The sequence below is a fragment of the Streptomyces sp. NPDC056503 genome, assembly GCF_042794995.1.
GTDB lineage: Bacteria > Actinomycetota > Actinomycetes > Streptomycetales > Streptomycetaceae > Streptomyces.
Genome location: NZ_JBHTST010000070.1, coordinates 1 through 25,713, shown reverse-complemented (window position 1 = coordinate 25,713; position 25,713 = coordinate 1). Strand labels below are relative to the sequence as shown.

26 protein-coding genes and 1 tRNA gene are annotated in these 25,713 nt (G+C 73.8%); 15 read left to right on the top strand and 12 right to left on the bottom strand.

Annotated elements, in window-relative coordinates; translation table 11 throughout:
* Positions 1 to 258: 258 nt before the first annotated feature.
* The 3 genes from ACFQ8C_RS21325 to ACFQ8C_RS21315 all read left to right on the top strand — a co-directional run bounded on the left by ACFQ8C_RS21325 (position 259) and on the right by ACFQ8C_RS21315 (position 3,447).
* Entirely contained in the window at positions 259 to 1,209 is a 951-nt protein-coding gene (locus tag ACFQ8C_RS21325) for an ROK family protein (protein ID WP_383459766.1), read from the top strand.
* Positions 1,209 to 2,378, top strand: coding sequence for an N-acetylglucosamine-6-phosphate deacetylase (gene nagA, locus ACFQ8C_RS21320; RefSeq protein ID WP_383459763.1), 1,170 nt, complete (start codon positions 1,209 to 1,211; stop codon positions 2,376 to 2,378). Before ACFQ8C_RS21325 ends, nagA begins: the two co-directional genes overlap by 1 nt.
* A gap of 145 nt (positions 2,379 to 2,523) precedes the next feature.
* Complete coding sequence (locus ACFQ8C_RS21315; protein ID WP_383459760.1) at positions 2,524 to 3,447, top strand: 1-phosphofructokinase family hexose kinase; 924 nt, start codon at positions 2,524 to 2,526, stop codon at positions 3,445 to 3,447.
* Positions 3,448 to 3,466: 19 nt separating this feature from the next.
* Here the strand turns inward: ACFQ8C_RS21315 and ACFQ8C_RS21310 are convergent, their stop codons facing one another.
* On the bottom strand, positions 3,467 to 4,435 hold the full coding sequence (locus tag ACFQ8C_RS21310) for a CBM35 domain-containing protein (protein WP_383459759.1): 969 nt from the start codon (positions 4,433 to 4,435) through the stop codon (positions 3,467 to 3,469).
* Between the two features lie 84 nt (positions 4,436 to 4,519).
* On the bottom strand, positions 4,520 to 6,202 hold the full coding sequence (gene cdgB, locus ACFQ8C_RS21305; protein WP_383459756.1) for a diguanylate cyclase CdgB: 1,683 nt from the start codon (positions 6,200 to 6,202) through the stop codon (positions 4,520 to 4,522).
* 312 nt (positions 6,203 to 6,514) lie between these two features.
* On the opposite strand from cdgB, the gene ACFQ8C_RS21300 reads away from it, so the two are divergent.
* Positions 6,515 to 7,078 (top strand): flavin reductase family protein, encoded by a 564-nt coding sequence (locus tag ACFQ8C_RS21300; protein WP_383459753.1) that lies wholly within the window; start codon positions 6,515 to 6,517, stop codon positions 7,076 to 7,078.
* A 63-nt stretch (positions 7,079 to 7,141) separates the two neighbouring features.
* Here ACFQ8C_RS21300 and arfB read toward each other — a convergent pair whose 3' ends face one another.
* Positions 7,142 to 7,579 carry an alternative ribosome rescue aminoacyl-tRNA hydrolase ArfB gene (gene arfB / locus ACFQ8C_RS21295; protein WP_383459750.1) on the bottom strand — a complete coding sequence of 146 codons (438 nt, stop codon included), beginning with the start codon at positions 7,577 to 7,579 and terminating at the stop codon, positions 7,142 to 7,144.
* 116 nt (positions 7,580 to 7,695) lie between these two features.
* On the opposite strand from arfB, the gene ACFQ8C_RS21290 reads away from it, so the two are divergent.
* Together ACFQ8C_RS21290 and ACFQ8C_RS21285 are read left to right on the top strand one after the other, a co-directional pair.
* Positions 7,696 to 8,271, top strand: coding sequence for a TerD family protein (locus ACFQ8C_RS21290; protein WP_383459748.1), 576 nt, complete (start codon positions 7,696 to 7,698; stop codon positions 8,269 to 8,271).
* Between the two features lie 74 nt (positions 8,272 to 8,345).
* Complete coding sequence (locus tag ACFQ8C_RS21285; protein ID WP_383459745.1) at positions 8,346 to 8,867, top strand: GNAT family N-acetyltransferase; 522 nt, start codon at positions 8,346 to 8,348, stop codon at positions 8,865 to 8,867.
* Here the strand turns inward: ACFQ8C_RS21285 and ACFQ8C_RS21280 are convergent.
* Positions 8,864 to 10,279, bottom strand: a complete 1,416-nt coding sequence (locus tag ACFQ8C_RS21280; RefSeq protein WP_383459742.1) for a M1 family metallopeptidase — start codon at positions 10,277 to 10,279, stop codon at positions 8,864 to 8,866. The two genes, ACFQ8C_RS21285 and ACFQ8C_RS21280, sit on opposite strands and share 4 nt — an antisense overlap.
* 109 nt (positions 10,280 to 10,388) lie before the next feature.
* On the bottom strand, positions 10,389 to 10,931 hold the full coding sequence (locus ACFQ8C_RS21275) for a heme-binding protein (protein ID WP_383459740.1): 543 nt from the start codon (positions 10,929 to 10,931) through the stop codon (positions 10,389 to 10,391).
* A gap of 491 nt (positions 10,932 to 11,422) precedes the next feature.
* Between ACFQ8C_RS21275 and ACFQ8C_RS21270 the strand changes: the two genes are divergently transcribed.
* The 4 genes from ACFQ8C_RS21270 (at position 11,423) to ACFQ8C_RS21255 (ending at position 15,038) form a co-directional block, all read left to right on the top strand.
* A complete protein-coding gene (locus ACFQ8C_RS21270) occupies positions 11,423 to 12,580 on the top strand; it encodes a sensor histidine kinase (protein WP_383459792.1) in 1,158 nt (385 codons plus the stop codon).
* 14 nt (positions 12,581 to 12,594) lie between these two features.
* Entirely contained in the window at positions 12,595 to 13,215 is a 621-nt protein-coding gene (locus ACFQ8C_RS21265) for a response regulator (protein ID WP_383459737.1), read from the top strand.
* 67 nt (positions 13,216 to 13,282) lie between these two features.
* Positions 13,283 to 14,488, top strand: coding sequence for an FAD-dependent monooxygenase (locus tag ACFQ8C_RS21260; RefSeq protein ID WP_383459735.1), 1,206 nt, complete (start codon positions 13,283 to 13,285; stop codon positions 14,486 to 14,488).
* Positions 14,489 to 14,537: 49 nt separating this feature from the next.
* Positions 14,538 to 15,038, top strand: a complete 501-nt coding sequence (locus ACFQ8C_RS21255) for a hypothetical protein (protein WP_383459732.1) — start codon at positions 14,538 to 14,540, stop codon at positions 15,036 to 15,038.
* A 10-nt stretch (positions 15,039 to 15,048) separates the two neighbouring features.
* Here the strand turns inward: ACFQ8C_RS21255 and ACFQ8C_RS21250 are convergent, their stop codons facing one another.
* Positions 15,049 to 15,705 carry a pentapeptide repeat-containing protein gene (locus ACFQ8C_RS21250; protein ID WP_383459729.1) on the bottom strand — a complete coding sequence of 219 codons (657 nt, stop codon included), beginning with the start codon at positions 15,703 to 15,705 and terminating at the stop codon, positions 15,049 to 15,051.
* A gap of 110 nt (positions 15,706 to 15,815) precedes the next feature.
* On the opposite strand from ACFQ8C_RS21250, the gene ACFQ8C_RS21245 reads away from it, so the two are divergent.
* Complete coding sequence (locus ACFQ8C_RS21245; RefSeq protein WP_383459728.1) at positions 15,816 to 16,814, top strand: zinc-binding dehydrogenase; 999 nt, start codon at positions 15,816 to 15,818, stop codon at positions 16,812 to 16,814.
* A gap of 83 nt (positions 16,815 to 16,897) precedes the next feature.
* Here ACFQ8C_RS21245 and ACFQ8C_RS21240 read toward each other — a convergent pair whose 3' ends face one another.
* From ACFQ8C_RS21240 to ACFQ8C_RS21225, 4 genes are read right to left on the bottom strand one after another with little or no spacing between them, the layout of a single operon-like run.
* Positions 16,898 to 17,260 carry a hypothetical protein gene (locus ACFQ8C_RS21240; protein ID WP_383459725.1) on the bottom strand — a complete coding sequence of 121 codons (363 nt, stop codon included), beginning with the start codon at positions 17,258 to 17,260 and terminating at the stop codon, positions 16,898 to 16,900.
* A gap of 9 nt (positions 17,261 to 17,269) precedes the next feature.
* Complete coding sequence (locus ACFQ8C_RS21235; RefSeq protein ID WP_383459722.1) at positions 17,270 to 17,752, bottom strand: GNAT family N-acetyltransferase; 483 nt, start codon at positions 17,750 to 17,752, stop codon at positions 17,270 to 17,272.
* Positions 17,753 to 17,756: 4 nt separating this feature from the next.
* The gene (locus tag ACFQ8C_RS21230) at positions 17,757 to 18,644 is read right to left on the bottom strand and encodes an aminoglycoside phosphotransferase family protein (protein ID WP_383459719.1); all 888 of its coding nucleotides are present in this window, start codon (positions 18,642 to 18,644) and stop codon (positions 17,757 to 17,759) included.
* Positions 18,645 to 18,654: 10 nt separating this feature from the next.
* Positions 18,655 to 19,383, bottom strand: coding sequence for a DsbA family protein (locus ACFQ8C_RS21225; protein ID WP_383459716.1), 729 nt, complete (start codon positions 19,381 to 19,383; stop codon positions 18,655 to 18,657).
* 141 nt (positions 19,384 to 19,524) lie between these two features.
* Here ACFQ8C_RS21225 and ACFQ8C_RS21220 point away from each other — a divergent pair, with 141 nt between their 5' ends.
* Entirely contained in the window at positions 19,525 to 20,937 is a 1,413-nt protein-coding gene (locus ACFQ8C_RS21220; protein ID WP_383459713.1) for an NAD(P)/FAD-dependent oxidoreductase, read from the top strand.
* A gap of 77 nt (positions 20,938 to 21,014) precedes the next feature.
* On the opposite strand, the gene ACFQ8C_RS21215 is transcribed toward ACFQ8C_RS21220, so the two are convergent.
* The gene (locus tag ACFQ8C_RS21215) at positions 21,015 to 22,754 is read right to left on the bottom strand and encodes an FG-GAP repeat domain-containing protein (RefSeq protein WP_383459710.1); all 1,740 of its coding nucleotides are present in this window, start codon (positions 22,752 to 22,754) and stop codon (positions 21,015 to 21,017) included.
* Positions 22,755 to 22,863: 109 nt separating this feature from the next.
* Positions 22,864 to 22,941: transfer RNA gene (locus ACFQ8C_RS21210), tRNA-Thr, on the bottom strand.
* A gap of 241 nt (positions 22,942 to 23,182) precedes the next feature.
* On the opposite strand from ACFQ8C_RS21210, the gene ACFQ8C_RS21205 reads away from it, so the two are divergent.
* The 3 genes from ACFQ8C_RS21205 (at position 23,183) to ACFQ8C_RS21195 (ending at position 25,672) form a co-directional block, all read left to right on the top strand.
* Positions 23,183 to 24,280 carry an ABC transporter ATP-binding protein gene (locus ACFQ8C_RS21205; protein WP_383459707.1) on the top strand — a complete coding sequence of 366 codons (1,098 nt, stop codon included), beginning with the start codon at positions 23,183 to 23,185 and terminating at the stop codon, positions 24,278 to 24,280.
* 212 nt (positions 24,281 to 24,492) lie between these two features.
* Positions 24,493 to 24,909, top strand: a complete 417-nt coding sequence (locus ACFQ8C_RS21200) for a hypothetical protein (RefSeq protein WP_383459704.1) — start codon at positions 24,493 to 24,495, stop codon at positions 24,907 to 24,909.
* Positions 24,910 to 24,955: 46 nt separating this feature from the next.
* Entirely contained in the window at positions 24,956 to 25,672 is a 717-nt protein-coding gene (locus ACFQ8C_RS21195; RefSeq protein WP_383459701.1) for an NDP-sugar synthase, read from the top strand.
* Positions 25,673 to 25,713: the final 41 nt, after the last annotated feature.

Genomic DNA, 25,713 nt, shown 5'->3' with positions numbered 1-25,713 from the left:
GAGCAGCAGTGAGCTGCACATACGTCCGGGATGTGTCCGGAGTGCGTCCGGGATACGACCGGGACACATCCGGGCGGGGGCCGAAAGTCTTCCCCACTCCCAGGCAAGAGGTCTACACCAGTGGGGTATCACTTCCGCAACTCCGGGGGGACCTTCGCCACAAACCCCCCATGACGGGGGCTCGAATTTGTATCCGAGCGCAACAATCCTCGGCAGTGGACTAGACCTTTAGGGCGGTCTCGCGCGAGACTGTCCCCCGTGAGACACGTCATCGCCCTGGATGTGGGCGGCACCGGCATGAAGGCCGCCCTCGTCGGGGCGGACGGCACCCTGCTCCACGAGGCCCGCCGCGCCACCGGGCGCGACCGCGGAGCGGAAGCCGTCGTCGAGACGATCCTGGCCTTCGCCGAGGACCTCCGCGCCCTCGGCGAGGAGCGGTACGGCGAGCCCGCCGCGGCCGCCGGAGTCGCCGTCCCCGGCATCGTCGACGCCGACCGCGGCATCGCCGTCTACGCCGCCAACCTCGGCTGGCGCGACGTCCCCCTCCGCGCCCTCCTCAGCGAACGCCTCGGCGGCCTCCCCGTCGCCCTCGGCCACGACGTGCGCACCGGCGGCCTCGCCGAGGGCCGCATCGGCGCGGGCAACGGCGCCGACCGCTTCCTCTTCGTGCCCCTCGGCACCGGCATCGCCGGCGCCATCGGCATCGGCGACCGCATCGAGGCCGGCGCCCACGGCTACGCCGGCGAGATCGGCCACATCGTCGTCCGCCCCGGCGGCACCGACTGCGGCTGCGGCCAGCGCGGCTGCCTGGAGCGGTACGCCTCCGCCTCCGCCGTCTCCCTCGCCTGGGCCGAGGCCTCCGGCGACCCCGAGGCGGACGCCGCCGACTGCGCCAAGGCGGTCGAGTCCGGCGACCCCGTCGCCGTACGCGTCTGGCAGGAGGCGGTCGACGCCCTCGCCGACGGACTGGTCACCGCGCTCACCCTGCTGGACCCCCGCACCCTCATCATCGGTGGCGGTCTCGCCGAGGCCGGGGAAACCTTGTTCACACCCCTTCGGGCCGCGGTGGAGGAACGAGTGACCTTCCAGAAGCTGCCCGTCATCGTGCCGGCGGCCCTCGGGGACACCGCCGGATGCCTGGGCGCGGGCCTCCTCGCCTGGGACCTGCTCGCCGACCAGCGCCCCACCGACTCGGAGGTTTCCGCCTGATGTCCGATCACAAGGTTCTCGCCGGCGCACGCGTCGTGCTGCCCACCGGGATCGTCGAGAACGGACGCGTGATCGTCGACGGCGCACGCATCGCGGGCAGCGCCCCCGAGGACGCCCCCGTCCTCGACCTCACCGGCCACTGGCTGGTCCCCGGCTTCGTCGACATGCACAACCACGGCGGCGGCGGCGCCTCCTTCACCTCCGGCACGGTCGACGAGGTCCTCAAGGGCGTCCACACCCACCGGCTGCACGGCACCACCACCGTCGTCGCCTCCTTCGTCACCGGCGACATGGACTTCCTCACCGCCCGGGCCGGCCTGCTCTCCGAGCTCGCCGAGCAGGGCGAGATCGCCGGCCTCCACTTCGAGGGCCCGTTCATCTCCCCCTGCCGCAAGGGCGCCCACGACGAGACCCTGCTGCGCGACCCGCACCCGGCCGAGGTCCTCAAGCTGATCGACGCCGCCCGCGGCCAGGCCAAGATGGTCACCCTCGCCACCGAGCTGCCCGGCGGCCTCGACTCCGTGCGCCTCCTCGCCGAACACGGCGTCATCGCCGCCATCGGCCACACCGACGCCAGCTACGAGCAGACCGTCCAGGCCATCGACGCCGGCGCCACCGTCGCCACCCACCTCTACAACGCGATGCCCGGCCTCGGCCACCGCGCCCCCGGCCCGATCGCCGCCCTCCTGGAGGACGAGCGGATCACCGTAGAGCTCATCAACGACGGCACCCACCTCCACCCGGCCGCCCTGGAGCTCGCCTTCCACCACGCCGGCGCCGAGCGCGTCGCCCTCATCACCGACGCCATGGACGCCGCCGGCTTCGGCGACGGCCGCTACATGCTCGGCCCGCTGGAGGTCGAGGTGAAGGACAGCGTGGCCCGCCTCGTCGAGGGCGGCTCCATCGCCGGTTCCACCCTCACCCTGGACCGCGCCTTCAAGCGCGCCGCCACCGTCGACGGCCTCCCCGTCGAGTCCGTCGTCCAGGCCATCTCCGCCAACCCGGCCCGCCTCCTCGGCGTCTACGACCGGGTCGGCTCCCTGGAGCCCGGCAAGGACGCCGACATGGTCGTCCTCGACGCCGCCTTCGACGTGAAGGGCGTCATGCGCAGGGGCGAGTGGATCGTCGCCCCGCAGGGCATCCCCGCCCGGGTGCCGCAGAACGCCTGAAAGACCTGCCGGAAGACCCCCCGACAGACCACCTGATCAGGGCGGAAAGGGACGGCGAACGGTCCGTGCTCTGGGCCGATCGCCGTTCCTTTGGCATGATCGCGGCTGTCTCCACAGGTCTTACCGGAAGTACGGGGGTGGACAGGTGATCCTCACGGTGACCCTCAACACGGCGCTGGACGTCACCTACCGCGTCCCGGCCCTCGTCCCGCACACCAGCCACCGGGTCACGGACCGCGCCGAACGGCCCGGCGGCAAGGGCGTCAACGTGGCCCGGGTGCTCGCCGCCCTCGGTTACGAGACCGTGGTCACGGGCTTCGTGGGCGGCCCCACCGGAGACCGGCTCCGGGAGCTCCTCGCCCCGCTCCCCCGGCTCACCGACGCGCTCGTCCGCACCGAGGCGGCCACCCGCCGCACCCTCACCGTCGTCGACACCGCCGCCGGCGACACCACCCGGTTCGACGAGGCGGGCGCCGCCGTCACCTCCGGGGAGTGGACCGCCTTCCGGGCCCGGTACGCGGAGCTGCTGCCCGGCGCCACGGCCGTCGCCCTCTGCGGCAGCCTCCCGCCCGGCGTCCACGTCGGCGCCTACGCCGAGCTGATCCGTGCCGCCCGCGCGGCCGGCGTCCCGGTCCTCCTCGACACCAGCGGCGAACCGCTCCGCCGCGGCATAGCCGCCCGCCCCGACCTGGTGAAGCCCAACGCCGACGAACTCGCCGGCCTCACCGGCTCCCGCGACCCCCGCCGAGCCTCCCAGGACGCCCGCCGCAGGGGCGCGCACGCGGTGGTCACCTCGCTGGGTCCCGACGGCCTGCTCGCCGCCACCCCGGACGGCCTCTGGCAGGCGACGCCCCCCACCGCGGTCCGCGGCAACCCGACGGGAGCCGGCGACTCCGTGGTCGCCGCCCTCCTCGCCGGCCTGACCGACGCCGCCTCCTGGCCGGACCGCCTGGCCCGGGCGGTCGCCCTCTCCGCCGCCACGGTCGCCTCCCCGGTGGCCGGCGAGTACGACGCGGCGGTCCACGCGGCCCTCCTCCCGAAGGTCCGCGTCACGGAGGAGACGCCCTAGCGGGCGGAGGGGCCGGGCACTACTTCGGCGGGGTGACCTCCAGCCAGTCCAGCAGCACGTCGCACTGGTTGCCGGCCTCGCACGAGATCCTGATCTCGTTCTCGCCCTTCTGGAGCTCCACCTGGGCCCAGGTGGTCTGCCAGTTCTTCTCCAGGTTCGGGTCGCTCGACTTGATGAAGTTCTTCAGGCTGATCGGCAGCGTGTTCGGCTTGCCGTTGATCGTCAGCGTGGCGAAGGCGTCGACCGCGGGGACGGCGTACCGGACCGTGAGGGCGTACGTACCGCCCTCCGGCATGTTCGCCTTCCAGGTCACCGAGGAGCCCTGGGCGTTGAACCCCGCCACGTAGGCGCCGTCCGCGCCCTCCGCTCCCTTGACGTCCTTGGCGAGCGTGGCGCTGCCGCCGAGCTGGAGCGTCGCCGCGTCCTGCTTGGGCAGCTCCGCCTTGGTCGGCCCGGTGGACGGCTCGGTGGAGGAGGTGGCGTCCTGGCTGGGCGTGGCCGGGGCCGAGGAGGACGTGGTGCCGCCCGCCTGCTGCTTCTTCTCGCCGCCCGAGTTGGAGATCACCGCCGCGGCGATGCCGATGACGACGACCGCGACGACCGCGACCGCGCCGATCAGCAGACCCTTGGTGTTGGGTCCGCGACCGCCGCCGCGCGGGGCGTGCGAGGGCGGGGACTGCCGGGGCGGCTGCCCGTTCCCGTACGTCTCCGGCGCCGCGTACTGCGGATGCGGCTGCCCGTACGGCGCCTGCTGCTGCTGCGGCGGTACGTAGGGCTGCGCCGGCTGCTGGCCGTACTGGCGCTCGCCGACCGTCCTGACCTGGTTGTACGAGGTGCGCGGCACACCGGGCTGCGCGGGTGCGGGACCCGGGTAGCCGTAGCCTCCGCCCTGGGGGCCGCGGCCCGACGCTGCCTGTCCGTCGGCGTACAGATAGCCGAACGGATCGTCTTCCTCGGGCTTGTTCGCGCCGTCGTTTCCGGCAGCCATCCGGGTCGTCCTCTCCATGCTCGCCAGCCGTCGCCGACCCGGCGAGCCTACCCCGAACGAATGAAGCCCCCGTGCCGGGAACGATCATCCGGCCCGGCGGTGCACCTTGGCACGCGACCGTTTCTCCACGTACATCCGCTGGTCGGCGGAGTTGAGGACCTCTTCGACGGACATCCCGCATTCGGCCCAGCCGATGCCGAAACTGGCCCCGACACGCACCGCGCGGCCGTCCACCCGGATGGGCGGGATGATCGCGTTCCGCAGCCGGACGGCGAGGTCGGCGGCGTCGGCGGAGCCCAGACCGTCGGCGAGGACGACGAACTCGTCACCGCCCAGACGGGCGACCGTGTCACCGTCCCTGACGCCGGTGGTGAGCCGGCGGGCCACCTCGATGAGGACGGCGTCGCCGGTGTGGTGCCCGAAGCGGTCGTTGATCGACTTGAAGCCGTCGAGGTCGCAGAAGAGGACGGCGAGCCCCTTGGTGCCGTCGTCGGTGTCGCCGCCGGTCGGCGCGACCGTGTGCACGTGGTGGTCGTACGCCCCGCCGCCGGCCGGTTCGAAGCCGAAGCCGTGCTCGTGCTCGTGGCCGTACTCGTACCCCCCGTCGTACCCGGCGGGCAGCGGGTCGGGGCCGTGGCCGAAACCGGCGTCGGGGCCGGGGCCCTGGTAGGCGCCGCCGTGCGCGGGGCGCTCGCAGATCCGGGCGGAGAGCCGGGAGCGGAGCTCGGCGCTGTTGGGCAGGCCGGTGAGGGCGTCGTGCGAGGCGCGGTGGGCGAGCTGGAGCTCGTGCCGCTTGCGCTCCTCGATGTCCTCGACGTGGGTGAGGAGGAAGCGGGGTCCGTCGGCGGTGTCGGCGACCACCGAGTTCCGCAGCGAGACCCAGACGTAGGTGCCGTCGCGGCGGCCGAGCCGGAGCTCGGCGCGGCCGCCCTCGGCGGAGGTGCGGAGCAGGGTGCCGATGTCCTCGGGGTGGACGAGGTCGGCGAAGGAGTAGCGGCGCATCACGGAGGCGGGGCGGCCGAGGAGCCGACAGAGCGCGTCGTTGGTGCGGAGCAGCCGGCCGTGCTGGTCGCCGCCGAGCTCGGCGATGGCCATGCCGGAGGGGGCGTACTCGAAGGCCTGCCGGAAGGACTCCTCGCTGGCGCGCAGCGCCTGCTGCTCGCGCTCCAGGCGGACGAGGGCGCGCTGCATGTTGGAGCGGAGCCGGGCGTTGCTGATCGCGATGGCGGACTGGGAGGCGTACATCTGGAGGGCTTCCTGCCCCCAGGGTCCCGGGTGCCGGCCGTTGCGCGGGCGGTCGACGGATATGACGCCGAGGAGTTCGCGGCCGGTGCCGGAGGCGTACATCGGGGCGTAGAGGCGGTCGTGGGGGTGCCACTCGTCCTCGAAGCGGGGGGCGGGGCCGTCGGTGTGCCACTGGGGGACGTCGTCGTCCATCAGGACCCAGCCCTCGGTGTGCGGTATGAAGCGCAGGTCGCCCCAGGGGACGGCCATGGTCAGCCGGCGCTCCCAGGCGTCCCGGGAGCCGACGCGTCCGGTGATGAGGGCCTCGGCGGCGGGGTCTCCGGCGAAGGCGGCGACGACCAGGTCACCGTCGGGCCGGACCAGGTTCACGCAGGCCAGCTGGTAGTTGAGGCCGGCGACGACGCCGTCGGCGACGGTCTGCAGGGTGTCCGCGAGGCTGCGTGCGGTGTTGAGGTCCGCCACGACCTGATGCAGCTGCCGCAGGGTCGAGAGACGGACGTAAGGCTCCGACTCGGTCTCCATCGCTCGCTCTCCCCGAGACCTCGACAGCAACTCCAGGGTTCTCATCGGCTTCGTACTGCACTGTCTTTGCCACTGAATCACAGCGAGCTGCGCACCCGGTACACAGGGTCAGCAAATAGTGCCCTCTGTGACTCAAGTCACAGCATTGGATGGCCGGATCCGGCGGGTCGACGGTGACCGACGGGGCAGTCGTGTCCCCCTACCCGGCAGGGGTACGGCTCCGAGGGGCGGAGGTCCTAGGACCCGCGCCGGGCGCCGGTCTGGTCCCCGGGGCCGATGCGGCCCGCGCGGGCCCGGGAATAGCGTGCCGGTGTGCTGCAGAAGACCCCGCCCTCGCCGCCCGTCACCGACCTCGCCATCCCTCATGCTGAGGGGGTGAGCGACGACGAGTTCCGGGCGGCCATGTCCCGCCTCGCGGCCGGAGTGGTCCTGGTGACCGCGCACGACCCCGACGACGGCCCGCGCGGCGAGGACGTCGGCATGACGGCCACCGCGTTCCTCTCCGTCTCGCTGGACCCGCCGCTGGTCCTGGTGAGCCTGCGCAACGGCTCCCGGATGGACGACCTCCTGGAGGAGGTCCCGGTCTGGGCGGTGTCGGTACTGGCCGAGGAGCAGCGGCAGGTGGCCGGCCGCTTCGCGATGAAGGGCCGCGTCTCGGACCGCCTCCTCTTCGCCGACCTGCCGTACACGCGCGGCGAGGAGAGCGGGGCGCCGCTGCTCGACGGGGCGCTCGCCACCCTGGAGTGCCGCACGGAGAGCCGGGTGGTGGCGGGCGACCACACCCTCGTCGTCGGCCGCGTCCTCTCCGTCGGCCTGCCCTCCCCGGACGGCGCGCCCCTCACGTACTTCAAGGGCAGGTACCGCCGCCTGGGCTGAGGCCGCGGCGGCCGACCGGACCAGGCCGGGCCGCGGGCACGGCCGCGGGCGCGGGCGCGGGCGTCAGCCCCAGCCGCGGCCCTGGCGGCCGCGCTTGGTCTCGGCGCGCTGCTTCTTCTCCCGGAGCCGGCGCTCGTTGATGCCCCGGGGGATCTTCGTGGCGCGGCGGGGCTTCGGCGGCGGGGCGGTCGCCTCGGCGAGGAGCGCGGCGAGGCGGACGGCGGCCGTCTCGCGGTTGCGCCACTGGGAGCGGTGCTCCGAGGCCCGCACGGTCAGCACGCCGTCCACCAGCCGGGAGGCGAGCCGTTCCAGGGCGCGGGACTTCCACACCTCGGGCAGCGCCTCGGTCGCCGCGAGGTCGAAGAGCAGCTCGACGCGGGAGTCGGAGGTGTTGACGTGCTGGCCGCCGGGACCCGAGGAGCGCGAGAAACGCCACTGGAGCTCGGCCTCGGGAAGCGAGACGGAGCCGCGGATCTGATACGGACCTGACATGCCCTCCATGTTCCCCGCGACGGGTGCGGACCGTCATCCTGTTTTCCGCCGCGGGAACCGTGGAAGACCTCTCAGCGTTTCTCCGGACGAAGACAGCGTGTGAACCACGATGAAAGGGACTTCCCATGGCAGTGAGCCTCTCCAAGGGCGGCAACGTCTCCCTGACCAAGGAGGCGCCGGGCCTGACCGCCGTCACCGTGGGCCTCGGTTGGGACGTCCGCACGACGACCGGCACCGACTTCGACCTCGACGCCTCCGCGATCGGTGTCGACGCGGCCGGCAAGGTGGCCTCGGACGCCCACTTCGTCTTCTTCAACAACAAGGCGACCCCCGACCAGACCATCGTCCACACGGGTGACAATCGGACGGGCGAGGGCGGCGGCGACGACGAGCAGATCAACGTCAACCTCGCGGGCCTCCCGGCGAACGTCGACAAGATCGTCTTCCCGGTCTCCATCTACGACGCGGTCTCCCGCTCGCAGAACTTCGGCCAGGTGCGCAACGCGTACATCCGCATCGTGAACCAGGCCGGCGGCGCCGAGATCGCCCGCTACGACCTCTCCGAGGACGCCGCCGTCGAGACCGCCATGGTCTTCGGCGAGCTGTACCGCAACGGCGCCGAGTGGAAGTTCCGCGCCGTCGGCCAGGGCTACGCCTCCGGCCTGGAGGGCATCGCCCGCGACTTCGGCGTGAACCTCTGACACACGCCTGACGGCTCCACGGAGCCGCGGAGCCCCGGCCGGGCCGTCGCCCGCCGGGGCTCTACCCTTGCCCCGTGATCGTCGAGACCCTCGCGCCCAGGGCCCTGGAGGACGGCATCTCGCTGCCCGGGCCGCTGCTCACCGAACTCACCGCGCTGTACGCCTCGAACCGGGAGTTCCACCAGCTGAGCGGGGACTTCCCCGACCCCGGCGACATCCGGCCCGAGCAGGTCGCGGCCGCCCTCGCCGACGAGCTCGCCGAGCCCTCCGCCGAGGTCCTGCTGGCCCGCTCCGAGGGCCGGCTCGTCGCCGTCGCCGTGACGCTCGGCCACCACCCCGACCCGGCCGACCCCGACCCCTGGCTGGGGCTCCTCATGGTCCACGGCGACGAGCACCGCACCGGCTCCGGCCGCCGCCTCGCCCGGCACGTCGAGGACGCCTTCCGCGCCGCGGGCCGCACCGGCCTCAAGCTCGCCGTCCTGGAGGACAACCCGAAGGCCCTCGCCTTCTGGACCGCCCTCGGGTACGAGGAGACCGCCCGCCGCCCCGACCTGGCGCACGGCCGCCCGTGCGTGGTGCTGCGGAGGTCCCTCTAGGGCGTGTCCGGTCGCCCGTCGCCGTACAGCCAGACGTCCCACACCCCGTCCAGGTCCCGGCCCGCGACGCCCTCCGCGTAGGACGTGAAGTCCTCCGTGGAGGCGTTGGCGTGCCGGTACTTCGCGGCCCAGCCGCGCAGCAGCTCGTCGAAGACCCCGTCGCCGACGGTCTCGCGGAGCTTGTGGAGGACCATCGCGCCGCGCTGGTAGACGGGCGGGTCGAAGAGGTTCTCCGCGCCGGGCGGATCGGCGGGCGGGAAGGCCCAGTTGGCGTCCTCGGCGAAGGCCGCCGCGAAGCTGTCGGCGGCGGGCACGGAGCCGTACTCCTCCTCGTACAGCCATTCGGCGTACGTCGCGAAGCCCTCGTTGAGCCAGATGTCCTGCCAGGTCTCGGGGGTGACGGAGTTCCCGAACCACTGGTGGGCCAGTTCGTGCACGAGCGTCGTGCGGTCGAAGGAGCCCGCGGGGAAGACGGGCCGGGTCTGGGTCTCCAGGGCGTAGCCGAGGGGGCCGTCGGTGGTGACGACGGCCCCGGCGGCGCCGAAGGGGTACGGGCCGAAGCGTTCCTGCTGGCGGGCGAGGAGCGTGGGGAGTTCGGCGCGGAGCGGGGCAGTGGCGGAGACGAGCGAGGGCTCGACGGCGGTGACGACCGGGACCTCGCCGAGCGCCGTGCCGGTGGTGGTCTCGTACCGGCCGATCATCACCGTCGCGAGATAGCTCGCCATCGGCTCCGACTGGCGCCAGACCGTGCGGGTGCGGCCTCCGGAGACGGGTTCGGAGGAGACGCGGACGCCGTTGGAGAGCGCCGCCAGCCGGCTCGGTGCGGTCAGCGCGATCTCGTACTCCGCCTTGTCGGAGGGGTGGTGGTTGCCGGGGAACCAGGTCGTGGAGCCGGCCGGTTCGCCGACCGCGACGGCCCCCCCGGCGCTCCTCAGCCAGCCTTCGGTCGACCCGCCGGCGTCGGTGAGCGGCTCGGGCACCCCCGCGTAGTCGACCGTGACGGTGAACTCCCGCCCCCGCGGCAGCTCGTCGCGCGGGCGGAGCGTCAGCTCGTCCCCGGCGCGGTTGACGGCGGCGGGCTCGCCGTCGACGGTCGCCTTCGAGACGGTCAGCCCGGACAGGTCGAGGTTGAACGCGGAGAGGTCCTGGCCGGCGCGGGCGGTGATCCGCGCGGTGCCGTCGAGCCGGCCGGTCTCCGGGTCGTAGGCGAGGTCCAGGGCGTAGCGGCCGACGTCGTAACCGCCGTTGCCGAGCTTCGGGAAGTACGGGTCGCGGAGCCCGGACGCGCCGGGCGTGCCCCGCACCCCGCTGGTCTCGGGCGTGCAGCCGGCGAGGAGGCAGAGCACGGCGAGGGCCGCCGCCGGGGAGGCGGCGGCCCGGAGGGACCGTCCGGTCCGGCGGGTCTGGGTCACGGTACGGATCCTAGACAAGTCGGACAGAAGGTGACGGTGAAGGCGCCCGTCGGGGGGGGGGGGGGGGGGATCGGGCGCCCTCACCGGTTCATGGGGGTGCTCGCCGCGGCTACTTCGCCAGCTCGGCGACACCGGCGCGGGCGAACTTCTCGTCCAGGTCGCCGGAGGGCGCGCCCGCGACGCCGATGCCGGCGATCGGGCCGCCGTCGGCGGTGACCGGGGCGCCGCCGCCGAGGAAGAGGGTGCCCGGGATGTCCTTCAGGTTGGGGGCCTGCTCCAGGCGCTTGGCGAGCTCGGAGGTCGGGGCGTTCCAGGAGACGGCGGTGTACGCCTTCTTCACGGCCGACTCGTAGGACTGCGGGCCGGCGCCGTCGCCGCGGAGGGTGACGATCGTGTTGCCGTTGCGGTCGACGACGGCCACGGAGACGCGCTGGTTCTCCTTCTCGGCGGCGTCGAGGACGGCCTCGGCGGCGTCGGTGGCGGCCTCGATGGTCAGGTGGTTCGTCCGGAACAGGTGGTCGACGGCCGCGTCGGCCTTGACGACGGCGGCGGGCGCGGCGGCCGGGGCGGAGGCGTTCGCGGAGACGGCGCCGAAGGTGCCGGCGGCCAGGACGGCGGCGACGGTGGTGCCGAGGGCGAGCTTCTTCTTCATGGTGGGCTCCCGAGGAGGTCGTGGCGGACCTGGCCGGTCCGGGCGGAGGAGGGGCGGTTCGTTCGCTTCGCGGAGGGCGTTCGCCCCGCGGAGGGCGGGTCGTTCGCTCTGCCTCCATCCTGGGTGCGGCACCGGCCCCGTACGGTCGACGGTCCGGCTGCCCTCCCGGCGCGCACCGGAGGATGCCGGGGTCAGCCGATCGGCTGATGCCCGCATGGTCCTCGCGGGTCAGCATGGAGACGTACACCCAGGTCGGCGCGGGTCGACGGACGCGCGCCACCGGGCGCGCAGCCCGCGAAGGAGGCGAGACGGTGGACCGGACCGGCCGGCACGCACGGCACACCCCGCACCCCGCGCCCGCCCCGCGCCCGCCGGAGGCCGGCGGGTACGACCAGGATGCGGCGGGCGCCCCCCGCGGCCCCGCCCCCGCCGGCCACGCGCCGCGCGGCGGCCCCGTCCACGACCCCGACGCCGGCTGGCTGGCCGGCGTCATGCACGTGGCGTTCTTCCTGCTGCTCGGCGCCTCCCTGGTCCGCTTCCTGCTCCGCCACGAGTGGGAGGACCGCAGCCCCTGGATCATCGCGCTCTCCGGCGCGCTCGCCGCCCTCTACCTCCTCGGGCCGGTCCTCGGCACCCGCGCCACCCCCCGCCGGATCGCCTGGCTGTGCACGGTCGTCGCCGTCTGGGTGGTGCTCGTCGTCCTCGCGCCCAGCTTCGCCTGGTGCGCGGTCCCCCTCTTCTTCACCGGCCTGCGGACGCTGCCGCCGAGGGCCGCGCTCGTCCTCGTCGCCCTGCTCACCGCCTTCGTCGTCTTCGCGCAGGTGCAGCTCTCGCACGGCGGCTGGGACCCCAACCTGATCGTGGCCCCGCCGGCCGTCGCCGCGATCGCCACCGGCGTCCTCGTCCACGCCGACCGGCAGGCGGCCCGGCAGCGCGCCCTCATCGACGACCTGATCCGCACCCGCCGCGAACTCGCCGCGATCGAGCGGCGCGAGGGCACCCTCGCGGAACGCCAGCGGCTCTCCATGGAGATCCACGACACCCTCGCCCAGGGCCTGTCCAGCCAACAGATGCTGCTCCAGGCCGCCGACCGCACCTGGGACGGCGACCCGGCGACCGCCCGGCGCCACGTCCGTACGGCCGAGTCGATCGCCGAGCGGAACCTCGCCGAGGCCCGGCGCTTCGTCCACGACCTGGCCCCCGCCGACCTCGCCGAGGGCGGCGGTCTGGAGCAGGCGCTGCGCGGCCTCGCCGAGCGCGAGTCGGCCGCCTTCCGGGTCGACGGCACGCCCGTGCCGCTGCCGGACCGGGCGCAGTCGGCGCTGCTGCGGATCGCGCAGGGCGCGCTCGCCAACATCCGCGAGCACGCCGGCGCGACCTCCGCCGCGCTCACCCTCACCTACCTCGACGACCAGGTGGTCCTGGACGTCGCCGACGACGGCAGCGGCTTCGATCCGTCGGCCGCCCGCGACGGCGGCGGCGTCCGCGGCCACGGCCTGCCCGCGATGCGGGTCCGGGCCCGGCAGCTGGGCGGCACGCTTACGGTGGAGTCGACCCCCGGCGAGGGCACGGTGCTCTCCGCCGCCCTCCCCCTCGTCCCGCTCACGCCCCCGCGACCCACCTCGCCCCCCGCTCCCCCCGCACCCTGACGGAAGGCCGGCCCGTGACCGTACGCATCCTGCTCTGCGACGACCATGCCGTCGTCCGCGCCGGGCTGCTCGCCCTGCTGGGCTCCACGCCCGACATCGAGGTCGTCGGCGAGGCCGGCAGCGGCGAGGAGGCCGTCGCGATGGCCGCCAAGCTGAAGCCGGACGTGGTCCTGATGGACCTCCAGCTCGGCGCCGGCATCGACGGTGTGGAGGCCACCCGCCGGATCGCGCCGACCGGCGTCCACGTCCTCGTCCTCACCACGTACGACACCGACGCCGACATCACCCGCGCCATCGAGGCGGGCGCCACCGGCTACCTCCTGAAGGCCGAACGGCCCGAGGAGCTCTTCGCCGCGATCCACTCCGCCGCCCAGGGGCGCACCGCCCTCTCCCCGCCGGTCGCGAGCCGGGTCATGGACCGGATGCGGGGAGCCGCCGGCCCGTCCCTCACCGACCGGGAGCGGGACATCCTCGGCCAGCTGGCGCACGGCCTCGGCAACAAGGAGATCGCCCGCGCCCTCTTCATCAGCGAGGCCACCGTCAAGACCCACCTCGGCCGGATCTACGCCAAGCTCGGCGTCGACACGCGGGCCGGCGCCGTGGCGGTCGCGAAGGAGCAGCGCCTGCTCCCCTGAGCCCCCCGGGACTGCTACCGTGCGCTGTCGTTCCAGTGCACAGCGTCACGCCCCTGTGGGAGCCCACGTGAAGATCGCCGTCGTCGGTGGCGGGCCCGCCGGCCTGTACCTCTCGATCCTGCTCAAGCGGCAGGACCCCTCCCACGAGATCGCCGTGTACGAGCGGAACGCCGCCGGCTCCACCTACGGCTGGGGCGTCACCTACTGGGCGGGGCTCCTCGACAAGCTGCGGGCGGGCGACCCGGAGTCCGCCGCCGCCGTCACCGACGCCTCGGTGACCTGGACGGACGGCCTCGCCATCGTCCGCGACGAGCGGACCGTCCACCGCGGCGACGCCGGCTTCGGCATCGGCCGCCGCAGGATGCTCGGCCTCCTCGCCGACCGCGCCGCCGCACTCGGCGTCGAGGTGGCGTACGAGCACCCGATCGCCGGCCCCGACGCCCCGGAGCTCGCCGACGCCGATCTGGTCGTCGCCGCCGACGGCGTCCACAGCGCCCTGCGCGAGGCCCACGCCGACCACTACGGCGGCACCTTCGCCACCGGCCGGAACCCCTACATCTGGCTCGGCACCGGCAAGGTCTTCGACTCCTTCAGCTTCGCCTTTAAGGAGACCGAGCACGGCTGGATCTGGTGCTACGCCTACGGCTTCAGCGGCGAGCGCTCCACCTGCGTCGTCGAGTGCGCCCCCGGCACCTGGACCGGCCTCGGCCTGGACACCATGGCCGAGGGGGACTGCCTCGCCCTCCTGGAGAAGCTCTTCCACGACCTCCTCGACGGCCACGCCCTCATCGGCCGCGACCGGGGCGACGAACCCGCCCAGTGGCTCCGCTTCCGCACCCTGACCACGCGCGCGTGGCACCGCGGCCGGACCGTCCTCCTCGGCGACGCCGCCCACACCACCCACTACTCGATCGGCGCCGGCACCACCCTCGCCCTGGAGGACGCCCTCGCCCTCGCCGAGGCCCTGCGCGCCCACCCCGCCGACCTCGACACGGCCCTCGCCGCCTACGGGAAGCGGCGCCGCGCCGAACTCGTCTCCGCCCAGAGCGCGGCCCGCCTGAGCGCCCAGTGGTACGAGAACCTGCCCCGCTACATGGACCTGGAGCCGGACCGGATGTTCGCCCTCCTCGGCCAGCGCCACTCCCCCCTCCTCCCGTACGTCCCGCCGCAGCTCTACTACCGCCTCGACCGCGCCGCCGGCCGCCTGGAGGCCCTGCGCCGCCTCAAGCGCTGGCTGGGCCCGAGGGTCGCGCGGGCGGTCCACCGCGTCTGAGCCCCCGCCGGGGCGCCCGGGGGTCCGGAGGTCGTGACACCATCGGTGCGTGCTCGACATCGGCTACTCCCTCTCCCGGCGCTTCCCCGACCCTCCGCAGACCGACTACCGGCGGGCGGACGTCCACGCCCTGCGCCACGACCTCTTCTGCGGCGACGTCTACCTCGCGGACACCAAGGAGGACCGCGAGGTGTCCACGGCCTGGGGATGGGTGCCCGTCCTCGACTTCGCGTGGGCGCTCTGCGACATCGTCGAACAGGTCGACCGGGACCCGCAGGGCAGCCGCGCGTCCCGCCCCCAGTACGCCGAGCTCGACTTCACCGAGTCCTCGGACCGGATGCTCTTCGAGCGCCGCTTCGGCTGGGTCGACGTCGAGGCCGACTGGATGGCCGGCGACGAGCCGCCGCTCACCTTCTCGCACACCGAACTGCGCCGCGAGGCCCGCGACTTCCTCCACGACCTGATCGCCGACCTCACCGACATGCACGAGGGCCTGGCGGACAACCCGGCCGTCTGGGACCTCCAGGCCCGCTTCCCCCGCGTCAGGTGACCCGGGGGGCTCAGTCCTCCACCCGCACCCCCAGCCGCGCCGCGAACACCGGCGCCAGGTCGAGCAGCTGCGCCGAGGAGATCACCGCGCCCGCCAGGGACTCCACCCCCCGCGCGATCTCCAGCCGCCGCACCCCCCGCAGGTCCACGTCCGTCAGCCTCGCCCCGGAGACGTCCACCCCGACCAGCTCGCAGTCCACGAACGCGACCCGCTCCAGGGTGGCCCCGGCGAAGTCCGGCTCCACCAGGACGCAGCCCTCGAAGACCACGTCCCGCAGGGTCGCCGCCCGCAGGTTCGGGTAGTCCCACTTGCCGCCTCTGACCAGCACCCGCTCCCACGCCGAGCCGTGCAGCTGCGTCCCCCCGAACCGCGCCTCCACGACCTCCGCGTCCCGCAGCTGCGCCCCCGACAGGTCGGTGCCCACGCCGCGCACCGCCTCCAGCCGCGAGTCCAGGAACCGCGCCCCCGTCAGCCGCGCCTCGTCCAGCACGCACTCCCGCACCGCGCAGTCCAGGAACCGCGCGCCCTCGCCCGAGGCGCCGGCCAGGTCGAGCCCGGCCAGGTCGAGTCCGTCGTAGTCCCCGTCGGGCCCGAGCCCGCCGTCGTACGGCTCCAGGGGCGGCAGCCTCAGCTCCACCCGGCGGGGCGCCTTGGTCTTTCGCTTCATGCCCCCATCGTGGCCCACGCCACCGACAACGGACCCGCCCTTGACCTCAAGCAAGGTTCAGGTACCAGTCTTGACCGCGTCAGCCCGCACACGACGTCAGGGGAACCGTCATGCACGCCGTCCGCCTCCACTCCTTCGGCCCCGCCGAGAACCTCACCTACGAGGAGGTCCCGGCCCCCGAACCCGCCCCCGGCCAGGTCCGGATCGCCGTCGCCGCCGCCGGCGTCCACCTCCTCGACGCCGCCCTCCGCGAGGGCGCGACCGGCCCCTTCCCCGCCCCCGCCGAACTCCCCACCGTGCCCGGCCGCGAGGTGGCCGGCACCGTCGACGCCGTGGGCGAGGGCACCGACCCCGCCTGGCTCGGCAAGCGCGTCGTCGCCCACCTCGGCATGAACCCCGGGGGCTACGCCGAACTCGCCGTCACCGACGCCGCCCGCCTCCACGCCCTCCCCGACCACCTCGGCGAGGCCGAGGCCGTCGCCATGATCGGCACCGGCCGCACCACCCTCGGCATCCTCCTGTTCACCGAACTCGGCCCCGACTCGGTCGCGATCGTGCCCGCCGCCGCCGGCGGCATCGGCACCCTCCTCGTCCAGTACGCCAAGAACGCCGGCGCCACCGTCGTCGGCCTCGCCGGCGGCCCCGCCAAGGTCGCCCGCGTCCGCGAGAACGGCGCCGACCTCGCCGTCGACTACACCCGCCCCGACTGGCCGGCCGAGGTCCGCGCCTTCCTCGGCGACCGCACCGCCACCGTCGTCTTCGACTCCGTCGGCGGCGACACCGGCCGCGCCGCCGTCGACCTCCTCGGCAGGGGCGGGCAGCACCTCGTCTTCGGCTGGTCCGGCGCGGGCCTCCACGACGGCGAGGCACTCGCCTTCACCGAGGAGGAACTCACCGCCCGCGGCATCACCTCCGGTTCCGTCCTCGGCCCCGTCATGATCCGCAAGGCCGGCGGCGACGTCCGGAACCTCGAACTCGCCGCCCTCGCCGCGGCCTCCGCGGGAACCCTCCGCCCCGCCGTCCACCGCTTCCCCCTCGCCGAAGCGACGGAAGCCCACCGCGCCCTGGAGACCCGGGGCACGATGGGCAAGGTGGTCCTGATCCCCTGAGCCGACGCCGGCCGGAGCCGGGCGGATCAGGTGGAGCCAGGCCGATCAGGTGGAGCCAGGCGGATCAGGCGGGGTCTGGCTGGTCAGACGCCGAGGACGTCCCAGGAGTGCGCCTTGAACTCCTTCAGGAAGTCCTCGTGGTCCTCCCACATCCGGGCGATGGAGCGCAGCGCGTCCCAGTTGTGCTCCAGCGCCTGGTCCACCACCAGCCGCAGCTCCGGCGCCGTCTCCCGCTTCTCCACCAGCCCGCCGACCTGCGAGGCGGCCTGCACGGTGTAGCGCAGCGCCCGCAGGGCGCGGGAGGTGTCGTCCATCCCGAACCCGTGGTCGCTGCCGTTCTCCGGGTCGAAGAGCGGGGTCAGCCGGGCCTCGATGAAAGCGGTCATCCGCTGGAACCGGGCCTCGACGCCCATGTCGTGGCCGTGGCCGTTGTCGTCATTGCACATAGGGAATTCCTACACCTCGCCCCGCGCGCCGAGCGCCGCCAGGGCCCCGTCCGTCAGCCGGTACACCGACCACTCGTCCTGCGGGCGGGCGCCCAGCGACTCGTAGAAGTCGATCGACGGACGGTTCCACTTGAGCACCGGCCACTCCAGGCGCTCGTAGCCGCGCTCCACGCAGAGGCGGGCCAGTTCGGCCATGAGCGCCCTGCCGTGACCGCCGCCGCGCGCCTCCGGACGGACGTACAGGTCCTCCAGGCTGATGCCGTGCACCCCGCGCCAGGTCGAGAAGCTCAGGAACCACAGCGCGAAACCGACCGGCTCGCCGCCCTCGCCCTCCGCGATGTGCGCGAAGACGGCCGGACGCTCGCCGAACAGCGCCTCGTGGAGCTGCTCCCGGGTCGCGCGGACCTCGTCGAGGGCCTTCTCGTACTCCGCGAGGTCACGGATCAGGTCGTGGATGACGGGCACGTCGGCCGGGGTGGCGGTACGGATCATGGGGTCAGCGTGCCAGCAGCGCCCGCGCGATGACCACCTGGTCGGCGTCGAGCGCGGGCTCGCCGTCCTCGACGTCCCACAGCCCGTTCTGGAGCACCCGGCCCAGCGTCCACGCCAGCGCCCGCTCCCGGTCGAGCCCGAGCCGCTCGGTCAGCAGGTCGAACCGCCACCGGATCACGGCCGGATCCGGGTCCCACCGGTCCGTCAGGGCCGGCAGCAGCTCGAACCCCGGGTCGCCCGCGAGCGGCTTCGGGTCGATCACCAGCCACGGCTCGCGCTCCGCGCCCAGCACGTTGTCGTAGTGCAGGTCCCAGTGGAGCAGCCGGTCGCCCGGCTCGCCCGCCACCTCCCGGACGGCGGCGGCGCACTCCGCGAGCAGCGCCGCGTCCGCGGCCCCCAGCCGGGCGGCCGCGCCGGGCGTCCGCGCGAGCATGTCCGCGGCGATGTCGCCGAGCCCCCGCAGCCCGGGCGGCGCGGGGCTGGCCGACAGCCGGGCGAGCAGCCCGGCCAGGATCCGCACGGCCTCCCGCTCGTCGCCGTGCCGCGACAAGTGGCGCCGGTGGTCGGCCCGTTCGAGGAGCATCGCGCCCGACTCCGCGTCGTGCTCCAGGAGGTGCACCACACCGTCGCCGCCCCAGGCGCGGAGCGCCACCGGCTCGCCGGCGGACTCCTCGTCGAGGAGTTGGAGCTTGAGCGCGGCGGGCGTGCCGTCCGCCCGCTCCACCGGCAGCACCAGCGAGGCCACCCCGTGCATCGAGGGGCCGTCGAGCCGCAGCCCCCACCGGCCGAGGTACTCCTCGGCCAGCCCGGGCAGCGCGGCGACGAACGCCCGCCCCGCCTCGCCGTTGTACTTCGCCTGACTGGCCGCGAGTTCCTCGGGTACGTCGATCACCCTCCCGACCCTACGACCCGAGGGCCCCGTCCAGCAGCTTCCCGAACTCCCCCGCGTCGTACAGCCCGCTCCCGCCGTCCAGCGCCTTCCCGTCCACCCGCACGGTGGGCGTCCCGCCGACACCGGAGTCCTCGAAGGCCTTCTCCGCGTCCGCCACCCACGTCCCGTACGACTCCTCCCGCACCGCGCGGTCGAAGGCCTCGCTCCGCAGCCCGTCCACCCCGTCCGCGATCCGCAGCAGGTGACCGGCGGTGAAGGCGTCCTTCGACTCGTCGGCCGGCTGCGAGGCGAACAGCGCCGCCTGGAACTCCGCGAACCTCCCCGGGCCCGCCTCCGCCGCCGCCCGCAGCGCGTTCGCCGCCCGCGCCGAGGCCGTACCGCCGGTCCGCGCGTCGAGGAAGGAGGCGATGACGTACTCGACCCTCACCTCGCCCCTCGCGGCCCGCTCGGCCAGCACCGCGCCGCCGCCCGCCTCGAACTTCGCGCAGAAGGGGCAGCGGGGGTCCGCGTACACCGTGACCGTGTGCGGGGCGTCCGCCGCACCGACGACGATCTTCGTACCCTCCACCGCCGACGGCAGCCCGCGCAGCGTCTCCGCGTGCGCCGCCGGCGCCGCCGCGACCTTCCCGGCCGCGTCCGACGACGAGCCGCCGTCCGACGAACACCCCACGGCCGCAAGGCCGATGAGACCCGCGGCGACCGCGGCGGCGAGGGCACGCCGAGTCCTGCGCACAGACATGGGGGAATCCTTCCGGAGCGACGAAATCCGCACTCCCGAACCTAGGCGCGCCCCCGCCCGCGGCCACCCGCCGAAAGACCCGTATCCAGAGGACCAACGCCCCCGGTAGCCTCCCGCCACGCACCGGGAAGAGGGACAGGAATGAACAGCAGTACGGGCAGTACGCGCGCCACGGTCAACGGCGGCATCTCCTTCTGGTTCGCCCAGGAGGGCCTGCCGGAACCCCACGAGCCACTCCCCGGCGACCGGACCGCCGACGTCTGCGTCGTCGGCGGCGGCTACACCGGACTGTGGACCGCCTACTACCTGAAGAAGGCCGCGCCCTTCCTCGACATCGTCGTCCTGGAGGCCCGCTTCTGCGGCTACGGCGCCTCCGGCCGCAACGGCGGCTGGCTCTACAACGGCATCGCCGGCCGCGACCGCTACGCCAAGCTCCACGGCCACGACGCCGCCGTCCGCCTCCAGCAGGCCATGAACGCCACCGTCACCGAGGTCCTCGACGTCCTCGACGCCGAGAAGATCGAGGCCGACCAGCACCGCGGCGGTGTCCTGGAGGTCGCCCTCACCCCCGCCCAGCTGGCCCGCCTCAAGGAGTTCCACGCCGTCGAGCACGCCTTCGGCGAGACCGACCGCGAGATCCACGGCGCCCGCGAGACCGCCGAACGCATCCGCGTCGCCGGCGCCGTCGGCTCCTCCTGGACCCCGCACGGCGCCCGCCTCCATCCGGTGAAGCTCGTCAACGGCCTGCGCGCCGCCGTCGAGGCGCTGGGCGTCACGATCCACGAGTCGACCCCGGTCACCGAGATCAGGCCCCAGCACGCCGTCACCCCCTACGGCACCGTCCGCGCCCCGTACGTCCTGCGCTGCACCGAGGGCTTCACCGCCTCCCTCGCCGGCCAGCGCCGCACCTGGCTCCCCATGAACTCCTCCATGATCGCCACCGAGCCGCTCACCGACGCCCAGTGGGAGTCCATCGGCTGGAACGGCCTGGAGACCCTCGGCGACATGGCCCACGCCTACATGTACGCCCAGCGCACCGCCGACGGCCGCATCGCCCTCGGCGGCCGGGGCGTCCCCTACCGCTACGGCTCGAAGACGGACAACGACGGCCGCACCCAGCCCCGGACCGTCCAGGCCCTCCACGACCTCCTCGTCCGCTTCTTCCCCCAGCTGGCGGGCATCGGTATCGACCACGCCTGGTCCGGCGTCCTGGGCGTGCCCCGCGACTGGTGCGCCACCGCCACCCTCGACCGCTCCACCGGCCTCGGCTGGGCCGGCGGCTACGTCGGCTCCGGCGTCGCCACCACCAACCTCGCCGCCCGCACCCTCCGCGACCTGATCAGGCAGGACTCCGGCCAGTCCGGCCCCACCGACCTCACCACCCTCCCCTGGGTGAACCACAAGGTCCGCAAGTGGGAGCCGGAGCCCCTCCGCTGGCTCGGCGTCCACACCATGTACGCCGCCTTCCGCGGCGCCGACCACCGCGAGACCACCACCCACACGGCGACGACGGACCGCGTGGCGGTCTGGGCGAACCGCGTCGCGGGCCGCTGACGGACACCGGCTGCCGCCGACGGACACGCGAAAGGCCCCGCGCCCTCCCGGGCACGGGGCCTTCGCTCACGTCCGGCTCAGAACAGCAGGTTCACCGAGGACGGCAGCTCCGCCACCGCGATCGCCGTCCGGCTCGCGTACGGCGCGGCCGCCTTGCCGGTGCCCCGGTACAGGTAGACCTTGCCGGCCGCGTCCCGGGCGACCAGGTCCGCCCTGCCGTCGTCGGTCAGGTCGCCCGGCGCCGACACCATCGGGTAGACCTGCCAGCCGCCGCCGACCTTGGCGCGGGCCGCGAACGGCGTCGCCGGCTTGCCGGTGCCCCGGTAGAACCACAGGACGCCCGTCTTGTCCCGCGCGATCAGATCGGCCCTGCCGTCGCCGTCGAGGTCACCGGAGCCGGTGAGCTGGTTGTACGTCCCCCAGCCGGCGCCGACCTTGACGCGCCCGGCGAACCCGCCGGCGCCGTTGCCCTGGTAGAGCCAGAGCACGCCGGTCTTGTCCCGGGCGATCAGGTCGGGACGGCCGTCGCCGGAGACGTCGCCGACGCCGGTGAGGGAGTCGTAGACCTGCCAGCCGCCGCCGACCTTGGTGCGGGGCGCGAAGGGGTCGTACCAGCGGCCGGTGGTCCGGTAGTGCCAGAGCACGCCGGACGCGTCCCGGCCGACGAGCCCGCCGCCGGTGCCCGTCGCGGTGAACGGCGCGAGCTTGGCGATCGTGTCGTAGGTCTGCCAGCCGGCGCCCACGAGCTCGGCGTACTCCCGGAAGGGCGACGAGGCCTTGCCGGTGCCGTGGTGCCAGCGCAGGACGCCCGACTTGTCGCGCGAGACCATCGCGAACCGCGCCGGCACCGGACGGGAGCTCTGCACCGAGAACTCGCTCGCCGCCTCCGGGTTGCCGAGGCCCCAGTCGTACACCCCGTAGGCGGCGTACGACCTGATCTTCCAGGCGGCGGCCGCGGAACCGGCCTTCAGCGTGTACGAGACGGTGACGTCGACCGGACCGCCGCTCCCGGGGTCGATCTCGCAGAGCAGACCGCCCCCCGCGGTGACGTCGTCCGTGAAGAAGTCGCACCGGGCGGCGGAGGAACCGGCGCTGTAGCCGGTGACGTTCACCGGCACCTCGCCCGGCTCCCAGTCCCGCATCCCGTCACCCGGCTCGAAACCGAGCTCCAGCGAGCCCTTGTCGACCGCGTGCACCGTGATCGAGTGGGTGACCGTGCCCCCCGCCGGCAGCGGCGGCGTGGCGAACTTCAGGGTGTTCCGGGAGACGTGCTCCAGGGACTTCACCGTGACCGTGCGGGCGGCACGCCGGCCGGTCTCGGGCAGGGAGCCCGCCGTCTGGGCCTCCTTCACGCCCTTCTCCAGGTCACCGCCGCGCGGGACGTAGACCGCGCCGTAGTGGAGCGTGGTGCCGTGGGCGGTGGACGTGGCGGCGGCGATGTCCAGCGCCGTCCAGGGGTTCTCGTCCGTGACCGGGCAGAGGTAGACCCCGGCCGCCGCACCGGCCTCGCAGCTGGTCTCCTCGCCGAGCCGGAGCCCGGCGGGCAGGCCGCCGTTCGCCCAGGCCGGATCGGTCAGCGGCGCCTTGCCGAGGGCGTAGACGAGCGTCCCGTCGAACGAGTCGGCACCGCCGTCACCCCCGTCGTACGTGAACCCCGTCGGGCCCAGCTCGGCCCAGCCCACCCCGGGCTGGAGCACCCGGTCCTCGATCGTGAAGTCGATCAGTTCCCGCGTGGACGCCGAGGCCGCCGAGGCCCCGCCCACCAGTCCCGCCGCCAGCATGACGGCGGCCCCTCCGAGCGCAACGATTCTTCGCAAGCGACCCAGCCCCCTGTGCGATGCGACACCCCCCTGGCGCGCGCCCGCACTCTACGCCCCCGCAACGCACGCGTGTCCCGGACCTGAGCGGTCCGGGACACGAGATCGGTGGAGCCCCCTGTCGGATTCGAACCGACGACCTACGCATTACAAGTGCGTTGCTCTGGCCGGACTGAGCTAAGGAGGCACACGCGCGTTCCCACGCGCGAGTGGCCCCCACTCTACACAGCGCGACCAACGCCCTCCGAAGAACGACGGCGGCCGCTCCGGCGCCGGACCGCCCTCGAAAATCTCATCGACTCCGACTGCTGACAGACCGGACACCGTCAAGGTAGCGTCGAGCGGAGTTCACCCTGGTGGACTAGACCTCAATCCTTCCTTTACTCGGATCGTCCGGCACGTTCCTGCCGGTGAAGGGACACATCACCATGGCTTCCGTCACTTTCGACAAGGCGACCCGCATCTACCCGGGTGCCACCAAGCCCTCCGTCAACCAGCTCGACATCGAGATCGCGGACGGCGAGTTCCTCGTCCTCGTCGGTCCCTCGGGCTGTGGCAAGTCGACCTCGCTGCGCATGCTCGCCGGCCTGGAGGACGTGAACGCGGGTGCCATCCGCATCGGCGACCGCGACGTCACCCACCTGCCGCCGAAGGACCGGGACATCGCCATGGTGTTCCAGAACTACGCGCTGTACCCGCACATGAGCGTCGCCGACAACATGGGCTTCGCGCTCAAGATCGCCGGCGTCAACAAGGCCGAGATCCGCGCCAAGGTCGAGGAGGCCGCGAAGATCCTCGACCTCACCGAGTACCTCGACCGCAAGCCGAAGGCGCTCTCCGGCGGTCAGCGCCAGCGTGTCGCCATGGGCCGCGCCATCGTCCGCGAGCCGCAGGTCTTCCTCATGGACGAGCCGCTGTCGAACCTCGACGCCAAGCTCCGCGTCTCGACCCGTACGCAGATCGCCGGCCTCCAGCGCCGCCTCGGCATCACCACGGTCTACGTCACCCACGACCAGACCGAGGCCCTCACCATGGGCGACCGCGTCGCCGTGCTGAAGGACGGTCTGCTCCAGCAGGTCGACACCCCGCGCAACATGTACGACCGCCCCGCCAACCTCTTCGTCGCCGGCTTCATCGGCTCCCCCGCCATGAACCTGATCGAGGTCCCGATCACCGAGGGCGGCGTGAAGTTCGGCAACAGCGTCGTCCCGGTCTCCCGTGACGCGCTCGCCACCGCCGCGGCCAACGGCGACACCACCGTCGTCGTCGGCGTCCGCCCGGAGCACTTCGACGTCTCGGGCCCGACGGGCAAGGACGGCGTGGCCGTCACGGTCAACGTCGTCGAGGAGCTCGGCTCCGACGGCTTCGTCTACGGCTCCACCCGCGTCGGCGGCGAGGACAAGGACGTCGTCGTCCGCGTCGGCGGCCGTGAGATCCCCGCCAAGGGCTCCACGCTGCACGTCGTCCCGCGCGCCGGCGAGCTGCACGTCTTCTCCAAGTCGACGGAGCTCCGCATCAGCGAGTGACACCGGGCCGGAAACGGCCCGTGGCGAACGGCCCCGTATCCCTTGCGGATGCGGGGTCGTTCGTTTAAACGGGCTTACCCCGGAAAACCCCGGCATTCAGGGCCCTCCTCACCACCCCGCGTCAACACGGGATTCGAAAAGCCGCGTCGAACCGTCCCTCGCGAGAGTGACTAAATGTCGCCATATCACTACCGCCCGCTACGCTCGCTGGCGTGACGCACACTGCCCGCCGAATCGGCCGCTCCCTCGCCCTCGTCCTGCCCGTCGTCCTGGTCCTGTCGGGAACGCTCGCGGTGTCCGCCGTGCCGTGGGCCGGCCAGGACTCCGACGGCCGGATGCTGACCGCGTCCTCCGCGGACGTCTCCACCCGCGCCAAGTCCCGCGCCCCGCAGGACGTCCTGCGCGACCGGCTCCTCGCCGAGCTCCAGGAGAAGGACCCCGGCGCCGCCCTCACCCACCTCCAGCGCGAGGTGGAGAACCGCCCCTCGCTCGCCGAGCACTGCGTGTCGATCGCCCGCGCCCTCGGCCGCGCCGCCGTCGAGCACTACGGCCCGGCCCGCGCCCAGGCCTTCTCCCGCCCGGTCTGCGACACCGCGTACGCGACCGGCGTGATGCGCGCGACGGCCTGAGCGCGGTCACCGCGTCCACGCCCGCGGGGCACCTATCGTTCCCCGTATGCACACCACTCCGACGCAGGCCGTGGTCCTGGCGGGCGGCCAGGGCTCGCGGCTGCGCCCCTACACCGACGACCGCCCCAAGCCGATGGTCGAGATCCCGGGCACCGGGACCCCGATCATCGGCCATCAGCTTTCCTGGCTGGCCGCCGAGGGCGTGACCGACGCCGTCGTCTCCTGCGGGCACCTCGCCGCCGTACTCCAGGAGTGGCTGGAGGAGGCCGACCTGCCCCTGAAGGTCACCACGGTCGTCGAGACCGAGCCGCTGGGCCGGGGCGGCGGCCTCAAGTACGCCGCCGCGCACCTGCCCGATCCGGACCGCCCCTGGTACGCCACCAACGGCGACATCTGGACCCGCTTCTCGCTGCGCGAGATGGCCGCCTTCCACGCCGAGCGGGACGCCACCGCCACCCTCGCCCTGGCCCGCCCCCGCATCCCGTGGGGCGCCGTCGAGACCGACACCTTCGGGCACATCACCGACTTCGTCGAGGCGCCGCCGTCGCCGTTCCTCATCAACGCCGGCGTGTACGTCTTCTCCCCCGCCTTCACCGAGCTCCTCCCCGACCTCGGCGACCACGAGCGGACCACCTTCCCCCGCCTCGCCCGCGAACGGCGCCTGGCCGGCTTCCCGCTGCCCCAGGGGGCGTACTGGAGGGCCATCGACACCGCCAAGGACCTGACGGAGGCCGCGAAGGAGCTCGCCGCCCAGAGCCACTGACCCGCGCACGAGAGAGGCGGCCACCGTCCCCGGGGACGGTG